Consider the following 12,031-nt stretch of genomic DNA (forward strand, 5'->3'; position numbering starts at 1 on the left):
CTCTCTTGATAGTTTGAAATAGTAGCTAAAGTATACGATAACCTAGCCTGTTTTCCTATACAGCAAAATAAAAAAGCCGCATCTAAAATGCGACTTTTATTTCTATTCTGCTTTTAGATGCCATGTATAACTTACAAAATCCCCAATAAGGTCTGTAGGTATACGAATACCGCTGTACTCCAGTTCATCACCGCTATATTTTTCATCCGTTCCAATGATTTGGTATTCTTTGGCGCCGTCCAGCCCCTTCATCCGCAAAGAAGCAAGCGGCGCTGCTGGTTCAGCCAGAACACGGTAATAGCAGATAAAAGCTTCCGTTTTATCTTTATTCACAAACATCCAGGCAGTTTCATTGCCTTCAAACGGACTCTTCAATCGATAGAATTGTCCAAACTGAACGAGTCTGCGAATCTCTTTATAAGAAGTAATCTGCTGCTTGACGACTTCCTTCTCCTCACCAGTAAGCTTTGTGAGATCCAGTTCGTATCCAAGGTTTCCCGCCATCGCGACGTCTCCCCGCATCTCCAATGAAGTAAACCGATGCACTTGATGGTTGGGAACATCCGATACGTGGGCACCCATTGAAGCGATTGGATAAAGCAGACTTGTAGTATGCTGGATTTTGAGCCTTGAAACTGCATCCGTATTATCACTCGTCCATGTTTGCGGCATATAATACAGAATGCCCGGATCATAACGACCTCCGCCGCCCGAACAGCTCTCAAACAGGATTTTCGAAAAACGGGTGGTGATCTCATCCATCACTTCATAGACTCCGAGAATATGTCGATGTGCCGTTTCCCGCTGACGCTCAGGAGGAAGCAAAGCAGAACCAACCTCAGACAGATGCCTGTTCATATCCCATTTCACATACGTAATTGGGGCACTTTCCAGGATGGCTGCAACTCGCTTAATAATCTCCTCCCGAACATCCTGCCGTGAGAAATCGAGCACGAGCTGGTCACGGCTTTCCGTGCGATAGCGATCTGGCACATGCAGACACCAGTCTGGATGCTCACGGTACAAATCACTGTCCACTGATATCATTTCCGGCTCGAACCAAAGTCCGAATTGCATACCTAAATCGTTTACACGTCTTGCTAAATCATCCAGTCCATTTGGCAGCTTTTCCTCATCAACGAACCAATCTCCCAATGATGTGGAATCAGAATTCCGTTTCTTGAACCAGCCGTCGTCCAATACGAATAGCTCGATACCTAGTTCACTTCCTGCCTTGGCAATCTCCTCAATCTTATCAGCAGTAAAGTCGAAATAAGTCGCTTCCCAGTTATTAATCAGAATCGGCCGCTCTTTATCTCTGTATTCTCCTCTTACTAGATGCTGCTGATAGAATGCATGCAGCGTTTGCGACATCCCACCCAAACCATCCGCTGCATAAACAAGTACTGCTTCCGGTGTTTGGAAAGTCCCATTTGGTTCCAGCAGCCACGTAAAATCGAATGGATTGATACCCATAGTCACCCGAGTCGCAGCAAACTGATCGACTTCTGCCTGGGCCAGGAAGTTACCACTGTAGATAAGATGAAAGCCGAACACTTCTCCTTGTTCTTCTGTCGCGTGCTTCTCCATCAAAGCAATAAATGGATGCTGCTGATGGCTGCTTGCTCCACGTGTGCTTTCTGTAGACTGTATACCAGCCTGTAACGCACGTCTTTCGAGATGTCTTTCCTTTCCCCACGCTCCCGGCATAGTCAGCATGTCAAAGTCTGACCGGCGGAAGTCGACACTTGCACTAGCAGCCTGCAAAAGCTTTAGCTTTTGTTTGCCATTATTGCGGAATTGTACAGACCTCGCGACCACGTCATACTGACTGAAAATTGTATAGAGCAAGATCACTTCCAGCTGAAGCAATTCATCCTCCATCGTGATTTCCAGCGTTTCTGCCCCTTCCTGACCAGCATACGTTGCAGGAAGTCCTGCCAGCTTCGGTTTCCCGCTATAGATCCGATGTGATTTATAACGCAAATCCGTCACAGTCGATCCATTTTCCAACTGAATCTGGTAGGCCGGCTTCCGAAAATCTGAATTACCATACTGCGGGTATTCCTGCGGCAAATTATCCAACGAGAAAGTCCTGTCTCGATGGTATGGATTAGGAGAGAAAGAACGATCTATGTACTGCTGGCGATTGCTATTACGAAACTGCCGGATCTTCCTCCCCCAATACTGGTGCGTCAAATAACCATCCCGCTCCAGCTGCATAACATAACTAGTCGATTTCCCCTGCAGATGAAAAATACGTTTCTCTTTATCGAAAATGATCGCCATCGCTTTTCTACCCCTTTTGAGCTTTAGTTGGTAACGTATGCTAACTTTCTATGCTGCTTTATGTAATCACACTGCATGTCAGGATAAATTTCTATTCCGGATTAACAAAATAACCATACCAAAGAAAGCGCTACCAAACAAGCTCAAAAAGTATTCCTAATAAAAAGGCTACCCTAAAGGATAGCCTTCTTCATTACTTCACTTCAATTGTCCATTTAGCTGTGGCATCTGTTACAAAGTCCGTATAATACACTTCGTATGGACCCTTCCCGCTGACAGCGTAGAATCCTTGCCCAGATGTATTCTTGCCAGGTTTAATATCGGCTGACAAAGAATCAAGTGCATAGGCTTCCATTAATGTACCATCCGCATCATAAACTTCGAAATCATACGTATCGAAATACAAGTCTTCCTCTGTTGCATTTTGAACTGCAACATCAAGGCTTAGTACCTCTGCAGGCTCCTCTTCGAATTCATTTCGCTCATCCGTATAGGCAGGGTTGCTTAAGGTAATGATCGTACCTGCTACATCTACTTTTTCACCTAATTTAAATTCACCTAGATCGTCACCATCACTGGTCACACTGCCATCTTCTTCATACTCGATTGGCTTGTCATTCTCTAAAATTGTGTAACCTGTTAAATCATTAAAAATAATTGTAGGTTCTTTATCGTCATAATAAACGGAATGCTTATAGAACTCACGGAGAAATGAATCCATGATAGCTGCTGTCATGCCATTTTCAAGCGTGTCACCATCTGAATTATTTAACTCCACTTCTATTGTTTCATCATTTGTCAGTTTAGCAGAACTAATGGCAATTTCACCATCTTCATCGGCTTCAGCCATCGCGTCGAGCAATTTTTTGAATTCCTTCTTTGACAGATTGACTTTATCCCAATCCTCTTCTGTCATGTTCTCCCAATCCATCTCTTCCAAATCTGATACACTTGTTGTTTCTGCAGCACTTGCTTCTTTTTCTTCTTTTACCTTTGAAGCTTCTTCCCCGCTACAGGCACTTAAAATAAATAATAAGACCAACATACTACCAAATAATAACTTCTTCACGTACTCTTATCCCCTTTTTTCTTTCATACAATATGTATGTAAGCCTATTTTACCATCTATCTTTTTGAAAATATATACTTTTAAAGGGGTTAGTTACTAATTAAGCAGAATAAAGAAAAGACCCAGCACTATCTTAACTGGGTCTTTTTTATTTATCTTCAATCACGATGTAAGCTGCCTTCACAGGTCCATGTACCCCGACAACAAGGTTCATCTCAATATCTGCCGAGTTGCTCGGTCCTGTAATAAAGTTAATACAGGATGCGATAGCATTCCCTTCCTGTACTTGCTTTGAGATACGCTGGGCAGCCTGTGTCATCCGTGGAACAATCGTGCTTTTCGGCACAAGAGCAATATAGTTTTGCGGCAGCAGACTCACCGTTCGGCCTTTCCCTTCTCCAGAGAAAAGTACGACTGTCCCTGATTCAGCAAGAGTGATATCACTGAATGTAATACCAATATTGGCCTGTTCCACAATTCCGATGTTGTCATGACCAATGGAAGGATCCCATTCATGTACGTCGATTCCCTGTGCCGGCCACTTATGGAGCTGTTTTCTTAAACCGAATGCATCGTACCGATGATCCTGCCAAATAGCCAGCGGGCCGCCGCCATAAGCAGCTACTGTTTCTTCCAGCACATTCGGCAGCTTAGACGAATCAGTCTCTATCAGTTCGGTATGGATCAGCCGGCATTGATCGCGGAGTATATCTACAAGCTCATCCTGTGTTTTATCGGTCAATGTCTTATCCTGCGGTCGGTAATTCCAATTGCGTACAGGTCTTTCCGTCAGTACTTCTGTGCGGCTGAGGCGGCTGGCAACATTGGCGAGGAATCTTTCCCGATTTTGTATCATCCCTGTCCACGCTCCTTCTCATGCTGCTTGAACCAATCACGGAACCGTTCTTTGTTCGGAGCAGGAAAATCCCGTATTTCGGTCCATGCCTTCAGCGGACCAGGACCTTTTGAAATCGTCTCATCCTTCGTAAAAGGCTTCATGACTGAACTCGCCATTTTAGACCCTGCTGCGTAAAGCGGGTTGGAGGAAGCCCCGATACCGAATGCCTTCATAGCCATCTTCTCAGAAATCGGCGCACGTCCTTCCCGCTCAACGATTACTTGTCGATGCCGATGCAGAAGCTGGTGCAATGGAATTTTCACCGGACAGGCATCCGTGCAGGCTGCACAGAGCGTCGATGCATACGGCAGTTCCTTGAAATCATCATATCCCCCTAGCAACGGGGTCAGTACTGCCCCGATCGGCCCTGGATAGATGGAGTTGTAGGAATGGCCGCCGATGTGGCGGTAAACCGGACAAACATTGATGCATGCTGCACAGCGAATGCACTGGAGTACAGATTGGAATTCGGTTCCGAGAATTCCGGAACGTCCGTTATCCACAATGACAAGATGAAACTCTGATGGACCATCAGCTTCTTCTGGTGATCGCGGACCAGTCAATGCCGTAATATAGCTCGTCAGCTTCTGACCGACGGCACTTCTTGTCAGCAGACCAACCAATACTTCGAACTCTTCAAATGTAGGTACGATTCGCTCCATCCCCATCACACAAATCTGTGTGTCGGGTAAATCAGAAACCATCCCTGCGTTTCCTTCATTGGTGACCAGGCCGACAGATCCGGATTCCGCAATGGCAAAATTACATCCTGTGATGCCGATATCTGCCTGCAGGAATTCCTGGCGCAGTTTCTCCCTGGCATGGAGTGCGAGTTCTTCCGGTTTGGAAGTAAGCGTATAATCCAGCTTCTCCGTAAATACATCCTTGATTTGCTCTTTGTTTTTATGAAGAGCCGGCGTCACGATATGCGAAGGCGGATCATGGTCGTCCAGCTGCAGGATATACTCTCCAAGATCGGTTTCAATGACATCGCAGCCTTCTTGTTCCAGTACACTATTTAATCCAATTTCTTCTGTGACCATTGATTTGGCTTTCAAGATCTTTTTAGCTCGTTTTTCTTTTACTATACCTTTCACATAGCCATTCGCTTCTTCTGCAGTAGCCGCAAAGAATACATGCCCGCCGCGTTTTTGCAGGTTCTCGGAAAGCTCCTGTAAATAGTAATCAAGATGATCCAGTGTATGCTGACGTATCTCTTCCCCGTGAGACCGCCATTCTTCCCAGTTGCCAAGCTCTTCAGCCGCATCAAGCCTTCTTGTCCGAAGACGTTCCTGAGCTCCGGCAACTGCACCGCGCATAAACGTGTCTTCCATCTGCTTGTTCACATTATCCTTGAATTTCTCATTCCCGATCTTCATCGCCATGCCTTTCTCCCCCTTACCGACTGTTTAGTACTTCCGCAATATGCATCACTTTGACTGGCTTGCCGCGGCGCTGCATCCTCCCCCCGATATTCATCAAACAGCCGCCATCTGCACCAATCAGATAGCTAGCTTTCGTTTCGGTTACCGAGTCTACTTTTTCATCCACCATCTGCTCCGAGATATTACCCATCTTCACGGAAAAAGTACCGCCGAACCCACAGCAATTCTGCGCATTGGGAAGCGGTTGCATTTCCAGGCCCTTTACATGCGATAGCAGCTTCATCGGTGCATCCTTCACGCCAAGAAGACGTGTCATATGGCAGGACGGATGATATGTCGCAATTCCTTCCAGCTTCGCCCCTACATCTTCTATCCCCAGTACATCCACAATAAATTCCGTAAGCTCATACGTCTTTTCTGCCAGACGTTCTGCACGCGGATGCCAATCCGGATCATCCTGGAAAACATGCTGATAATCCTTGAACATCGTGGCACAGGATCCCGACGGTGTGACAATAACTTCGGCATCCTCAAACGTCGCTATCATTTTCTTCATCGCCTTCTTGGCATCTTCCACATACCCGGAATTATAAGCCGGCTGCCCGCAGCATACCTGTCCCGCTGGAAACACAATCTTACAGCCGAGCCTTTCCAGCACTTCAACTGTCGCTATCCCAACATCAGACTGGAACATATCCACAATACACGTTGCAAATAGTGTAACCTTCATTCCGTCACCCCATAGATATGGTCATCAGATGACCTGTTTAATGTCTGCTCTTATCATACTACAAGCGCTTACACTTTCCAACTCCTGCATATACAGAAAAAGCCGGCCCTAGTCGGCGGCTCGTCCTATTCCATATAATTACGCAGTACTCCTTCTACATATTCCAAGTGTGCCACCATGGCAAGCCTTGCTTGCTCTGGCTGTTTCGCGCGAATTGCATCCAAAATGGCTTCATGCTGCTTGTTCAATTCCTCCGGAGCAGCATTTTCACCAAATAAACATATCTGCCTTGTTTCACGCATGGATTCCCCTGTTAAATCCGATACATGGTGCATGAGACGCAGAAGCAGTTTATTGTTCGCTGCACGGGCAATAAGCATGTGAAAAGCAAGGTCGGCTTTCTCCCCATTTTCCGGATCCCCAGTATATGCCACCATCTCTTGGAGGGCCTTTTCCATTTCTTCCAAATCGTCATCAGAACGGTTCAGAGCTGCAGATGCCGCTATACCAGTTTCCAATATATAACGGACCTCCATTAGCTCTGTCCGATCTTCCGCACTCATTAGCAGCGCATGCTGAAGCGGATATACGATTTCCTCCGCCTCAAACGCCTTCACATAAGTACCCTCACCCTGCTTCATTTCTATTAGCCCCATCGCACGCAGTGTGGCTAAAGCTTCCCGTATCGCTGAGCGGCCCACGTTGAAATTCTCGGCCAACTGCGTTACACTCTCGAGTTTTGCGCCAGGCTTCAGGTCGCCATTCTTTATCAAAGCAAGCAGTTCATCTGCCACTTGTTCATATATCTTTTTGGGTTTGATTTGTTTGTATTTCATTGGGTTGTCACCTCTCTCCCATTATAAACGGAAACTTTCCAAAATTTCACTTCGTTTTTAAAAGGGCATAATGAAAACAGTCCATTAACCAAAATTCCCCTCTACTTTGGAAGAACCATTAACTAAAACAAAAAATGACAGTAACAAACATCCTTTATCATTAAAAGATTAAAAAAGCTTCCCACCCGGGAAGCTTTTTACTTAACCACTAGACCTATCAAGGATGCTAACTGAATCGCTTGGTGAGGCGAAACAATACAGCCTTTCAGATTCTCTATAGACACGGTCAGCTGCTGAAAATTACTTGTGCTGAGATCAATCCCTTTGAGCGATGTCTGTTCAAAATTCACTTCATTCAGATCACAATCCGTAAACTCCACCTTTTTCATTCGGTTAGCATAGAAGTCCGCTCCTTGCAATCCGCAGGAGGAAAATATTACTTTCTCCATTTTGGATTGGCCGAACGATACTAAATTAACCAATGAATCACGGAAAGAAACATTTCCAAGACTAGATTCGGTCATATCGGCTCCAAGCATCTTACAGCCGTGGAATTCCACCCGGTGGATGGAGGACTTACCCATTTTCACATTGGAAAAATCGCAATTCTCGAACCGCACATCCAGCAGGTCCATACCGGTGAAGTCTGTATTATTGAAACGACTATTGCGCACCACTACCTTTGACAATCGCAGCCTGTACACTGACTCATTCGCAAAATCTGCTTGCTGTACCTGACACATTTCCAATTCTGGTTCTTCCTCAAAGAAGATATCGTGCATCCTTTTCTCAGGCAATTCTGTCGCTAATTTTGGTTTATCAATCTGCATGATCTCTATCCTTTACTATGAAATCTCTCTATTTGTTGTTTACAGTCTATCATACGGTGTCAATAGAAAAGAGCCCGCCATTAAGGCGAGCTCCTTATCATGCTGCTTCCAGCTGATTCTCTTTTTTCGGTCTGTGCTGCAGATGAGATACAACCCATCCAATGACACCGACAACAACAAGATAAATAAATAGATCTACAAGCTGGTGGCCTAGTACAGACCAGTCACCGAGCGTGATTGCTTCCTGCAGGCTATGCAAGGAATGAGCCATCGGCAAGTATTGACCAACAGATGCCAATGCAGACACAGTCAGTTCACTCGGGAACGTTCCGCCACAGGTTGCAAGCTGCAGAACCAGCAGCACAATGGCGAGCAGTTTACCCAGGTTGCCGAATAACGTTACAAGTGTAAGGATGATCGTCATAACTGTCATGGACACGATGATACTAGACAAGAAGAACAACGGAACACTCTTCACATCTACTTGGAACCCGAACAAGAAGATCAGATCAAGTATAACCGCTTGTACAATTGCGACCACATAAACCAGTGTCAGTTTACTGAAGAATTGTACTGTACCGGATACTTGCATATCCTGTCTTCTTCCAAGCGGGAGGATGTTGGCTGCCATCAAACCACCAACAAACAAAGCAAGTGACAAGAAGTACGGCGCAATGCCGACACCATAGTTCGGTACATCTGACAACTGTTTTTCAGTAAGCTTGACCGGGTCGGAGAACATAGTAGTCAACGCATCGCTAGACTGAATGTTGCTTGTTTTATCTGCCGCATCCTGCAGGCTGGTGGCAAGCTCATCGGATCCATCGGACAGCTTACTCATACCATCGTCAAGCTGTGCTGCTCCATCCGAAAGTTCACCAGTACCAGAAGCTAGCTGTACTGCGCCACTCTGCAAGGAACCGAAGCCTTTTGTATATTCGTCAAAGCCGCTATTCAAGTCGTTGGCACCACTAGCTAACTTATCTGCTCCGCTGACAGCTGAACCGAGTTTTTCACTGAATGTATCCATACCATCCGCTAATTTCTGCTCACTTGCAGAAAGCTTATCAGCTCCTTCACCGAGCTGCTGCTGACCGTCTGCTAATTTGGCAGAGGAATCTGCCAGCTGATCAGATGCTGCTGCTATTTGCTGGAATGTCTTATCATCCTTAAGCTCTGGATGTTCTTCCATATACGATGCCACCAGTTTGCTCAAGTCCTCAGATCCAGACGTGAACGTATCCTGGCTATCCGAAAGCTTATCACTTTGCTCTTTCCAATCAGATAAGCCATCAGCAACTTTTTCAGTATTCGTCTGAAGAGTAGATGCTCCATCATCCAATTGACCTAAACCGCTCGCTAGATCAGATGCACCTGTGTGCAGGCTGGCGATGCCGTCGGAAAGTTTACCTTCAGCACCAGACAGTTGATTTGCGCCATCTGCTAAATCTGAAGCACCACTGTTCAAATCAGCGATTCCTGTTTGCAAATCTTTCATACCGCTCTGTTCATCTGTAATCCCTTTATGAAGGTCACCAGCTCCATCACCAGCATCCTGTAACCCGTCTGCTACTTCATGGAAGCTTGTAAACACACTGTCTGCATATGATTTCGTAATGCTGCTAGCCAATTTTGTTTTCATTTCTTCCATTGCAGAAGAACTGATTTGTGCAGCGACAAAGTTTTTCCCTGGATTGACTTCATACGTAAGCTCCGCCTGCTCTGGCTTGTCTTCCATCAGGGTTGTCACTTTCTTAGAAAAATCTTTCGGGATGGTCACTTTCATATAGTACTTGCCATCATCCAATCCATCTTCTGCCTTTTCGTCTGATACGAAATCAAAGTCCAGCGCCTTGCTTTTCTTCAATTCCTTCATAAAATCATCACCTGCATGCATTTCTTCCCCATCCATGCTGGCACCCTCATCCTGATTGACCACTGCCACAGGTAAATCTTCGATATGGCCATATGGATCCCAGTAGCCGCCTAGGAACAACGAAGCGTAAATCACGGGAATGATCAGCAAGAATATAAGTGCAATTCGCCCGTGCTTATGCTGAAACATCCGCTTTATATCAAAAAAACCTAATTTTAATCCTTTCATAATTTCCTCACCTTTACCTTTGTGAAATATTGAGCATCTAATTAGCATAACTGCTAAGCTGTATAATGTATAATATATATATCATTATAAATAATAGCTTTTAGACTATCTGAAAGAAGGGTTTTAGTGGAATTATTACAGCTGCACTATTTTAAGAAAGTTGCTGAACTAGAGCATATGACGCACGCTGCAGAAGCATTGAATATCGCTCAGCCTTCACTCAGCAAAGCAATCAGCCGTTTGGAGGAGGATTTAGGAGTTAAGCTTTTTGAGCGATATAATAGGCAAATTAAGTTAAATGACAACGGCAGGATCTTCCTCCGTCGTGTTAATGCCGCCCTTCATGAGCTGCAGGAAGCACGGCGGGAACTGAGTGATTCCAATCAAAAAGCCAATCATACGATTGGTCTTTCTGTCACTATCCCCCGGGTATTGCCTGATTTGATCAGCAGCTTTTTAAACGAAGACCCTCAGGTTCACTTCAAGCAATACGTACAATCCGTGCCAATAATGACAGAAAAGCTGCGAAGCGGTGAGCTTGATTTCTGCATCTCCTCCGTTCCGATTCAGGCTGAGGATATTGAATGGCAGCCGCTCATGACAGAGGAGATTTTGCTGATTGCTCCTCCTGGTCACTGGCTTGAGACCAAGAGCCATATTTCACTACACGAGCTACGTAATGAAGCCTTCGTCAGCATGAATGAAGGCTATGGCATTCGCAATTTAACCGACAGCTATTGTCAGCTAGCCGGTTTCCAGCCTCATATCGCCTTTGAAGGAGACGAACCTGGTGTCATCGGAGAACTAGTGGACAAGGGCCTCGGTATAGCCTTTATTCCTTCTGTTTCATTAATCGGAAATAAAACCGCCCGCTTACCTGTCATTCGTCTGCAGGATCCTATCTGTGAAAGGACAATCGGCTTGGCTTGGTCCACTAGAAGGTATCTTAGCCCAGTTGCACAAAGATTTCAGGATTTCTTATCCGATTATTTCAAAACCCTTGAGAAAGAACTGCGAAAAACTGCAGCTCTTCTAAGCAGTGAATCTTGAGAAAGAATTCAAAGCAAAGATAATCTAATTTAGTTCTTGCAATTGACTATTGAATCATTAACGTCTATTATGGACTCATTGAATCTATAATTAGGAGTGTGGGATGATGAAATACACCAAAGCCACTAACTATGCACTCCATACTATCGCTTATCTGGGATTGCTTCCTTCGGGAAAGGCTATTGGCGTCAAACCACTGGCCGAGATACAGAAAGTATCTCCTACCTATCTTTCCAAAGTATTGACCACCCTTGTCAAAGCTGGTCTGATTGTCTCTGCACCTGGAGTAAAAGGCGGCTACAGATTGCTGAAGGATGTCGAGGACATCACCTTCCTGGATGTCATTCAAGCTGTAGAAGGCTTGAACCCATTATTCCACTGCAGCTTGGATAATCATGTCCATGACAGGGAAAACTGCTTTATCCAGCAGACAATGAACGACGCTGAGAAGAAGATGGAAGAACATTTGCAATCCCAAACGATAGCGCTAGTATTGCAAAAAATCGACCAACACGTTTCAGATTATCTTCAATCTGAAGCAGGTTGATTTTTTTTTACACCAACTGTAGATATAAATAATCCTTAATACCTTTAAAATATTGGATTGCGCTATTACCGGCCGTGGACCTGCTGGCTTGAATGCAGCACTTTTATTAGGAAGAGCCAGGAGAAATATCGTACTCTTTGATAATGGAAAACCAAGAAATGCAGTAACACAGGAATCCCATGGGTTCCTTACAAGGGATGGCATATAGAAGGATTTCCGCCGTCCGTTGAGCCAAACGAATAAAATGTACACGGCACTTTAGCGCTGGAATAAACAACGAAACTGATTAGTAT

The 12,031-nt window shown here is 45.1% G+C and carries 10 protein-coding genes and 1 pseudogene; 3 read left to right on the top strand and 8 right to left on the bottom strand.

What is annotated here, in order from left to right; genetic code table 11:
- Positions 1–102: 102 nt before the first annotated feature.
- From SFC25_RS00455 to SFC25_RS00490, 8 genes are all read right to left on the bottom strand, one after another.
- Positions 103–2,289: an alpha-galactosidase gene (locus tag SFC25_RS00455; RefSeq protein ID WP_411213341.1), complete on the bottom strand. Its 2,187-nt coding sequence runs from the start codon at positions 2,287–2,289 to the stop codon at positions 103–105.
- Positions 2,290–2,482: 193 nt separating this feature from the next.
- A complete protein-coding gene (locus SFC25_RS00460) occupies positions 2,483–3,358 on the bottom strand; it encodes a DUF4352 domain-containing protein (protein WP_411213343.1) in 876 nt (291 codons plus the stop codon).
- A 148-nt stretch (positions 3,359–3,506) separates the two neighbouring features.
- On the bottom strand, positions 3,507–4,214 hold the full coding sequence (locus SFC25_RS00465; RefSeq protein WP_411213345.1) for a LutC/YkgG family protein: 708 nt from the start codon (positions 4,212–4,214) through the stop codon (positions 3,507–3,509).
- Positions 4,211–5,641, bottom strand: coding sequence for a LutB/LldF family L-lactate oxidation iron-sulfur protein (locus tag SFC25_RS00470; protein WP_411213346.1), 1,431 nt, complete (start codon positions 5,639–5,641; stop codon positions 4,211–4,213). The genes SFC25_RS00465 and SFC25_RS00470 overlap by 4 nt, the downstream gene beginning before the upstream one ends.
- Positions 5,642–5,654: 13 nt before the next feature.
- A complete protein-coding gene (locus SFC25_RS00475) occupies positions 5,655–6,371 on the bottom strand; it encodes a (Fe-S)-binding protein (RefSeq protein ID WP_411213347.1) in 717 nt (238 codons plus the stop codon).
- 125 nt (positions 6,372–6,496) lie between these two features.
- Positions 6,497–7,207 (bottom strand): FadR/GntR family transcriptional regulator, encoded by a 711-nt coding sequence (locus tag SFC25_RS00480; protein WP_411213349.1) that lies wholly within the window; start codon positions 7,205–7,207, stop codon positions 6,497–6,499.
- Between the two features lie 197 nt (positions 7,208–7,404).
- Positions 7,405–8,037 (bottom strand): pentapeptide repeat-containing protein, encoded by a 633-nt coding sequence (locus SFC25_RS00485; RefSeq protein WP_411213351.1) that lies wholly within the window; start codon positions 8,035–8,037, stop codon positions 7,405–7,407.
- Positions 8,038–8,134: 97 nt separating this feature from the next.
- A complete protein-coding gene (locus tag SFC25_RS00490; protein ID WP_411213352.1) occupies positions 8,135–10,141 on the bottom strand; it encodes a YhgE/Pip family protein in 2,007 nt (668 codons plus the stop codon).
- A 126-nt stretch (positions 10,142–10,267) separates the two neighbouring features.
- On the opposite strand from SFC25_RS00490, the gene SFC25_RS00495 reads away from it, so the two are divergent.
- The 3 genes and pseudogenes from SFC25_RS00495 to SFC25_RS00505 form a co-directional block, all read left to right on the top strand.
- Positions 10,268–11,191: a LysR substrate-binding domain-containing protein gene (locus SFC25_RS00495; protein ID WP_411213353.1), complete on the top strand. Its 924-nt coding sequence runs from the start codon at positions 10,268–10,270 to the stop codon at positions 11,189–11,191.
- A gap of 106 nt (positions 11,192–11,297) precedes the next feature.
- Positions 11,298–11,738, top strand: coding sequence for an Rrf2 family transcriptional regulator (locus tag SFC25_RS00500; protein WP_411213754.1), 441 nt, complete (start codon positions 11,298–11,300; stop codon positions 11,736–11,738).
- A 49-nt stretch (positions 11,739–11,787) separates the two neighbouring features.
- Positions 11,788–11,943, top strand: a pseudogene (locus SFC25_RS00505) (NAD(P)/FAD-dependent oxidoreductase); the annotation flags it as partial.
- Between the last annotated feature and the right edge of the window lie 88 nt (positions 11,944–12,031).

The organism is Terribacillus saccharophilus (assembly GCF_046592595.1).
Lineage (GTDB): Bacteria > Bacillota > Bacilli > Bacillales > Amphibacillaceae > Terribacillus > Terribacillus saccharophilus_C.

Excerpts from the sequence above, each read along its gene's own strand:
- SFC25_RS00455 (WP_411213341.1), bottom strand. The coding sequence starts at position 2,289 with ATGGCGATCATTTTCGATAAAGAGAAACGTATTTTTCATCTGCAGGGG.
- SFC25_RS00465 (WP_411213345.1), bottom strand. The coding sequence starts at position 4,214 with ATGATACAAAATCGGGAAAGATTCCTCGCCAATGTTGCCAGCCGCCTC.
- SFC25_RS00470 (WP_411213346.1), bottom strand. The coding sequence starts at position 5,641 with ATGGCGATGAAGATCGGGAATGAGAAATTCAAGGATAATGTGAACAAG.
- SFC25_RS00475 (WP_411213347.1), bottom strand. The coding sequence starts at position 6,371 with ATGAAGGTTACACTATTTGCAACGTGTATTGTGGATATGTTCCAGTCT.
- SFC25_RS00480 (WP_411213349.1), bottom strand. The coding sequence starts at position 7,207 with ATGAAATACAAACAAATCAAACCCAAAAAGATATATGAACAAGTGGCA.
- SFC25_RS00485 (WP_411213351.1), bottom strand. The coding sequence starts at position 8,037 with ATGCAGATTGATAAACCAAAATTAGCGACAGAATTGCCTGAGAAAAGG.
- SFC25_RS00490 (WP_411213352.1), bottom strand. The coding sequence starts at position 10,141 with ATGAAAGGATTAAAATTAGGTTTTTTTGATATAAAGCGGATGTTTCAG.
- SFC25_RS00500 (WP_411213754.1), top strand. The coding sequence starts at position 11,298 with ATGAAATACACCAAAGCCACTAACTATGCACTCCATACTATCGCTTAT.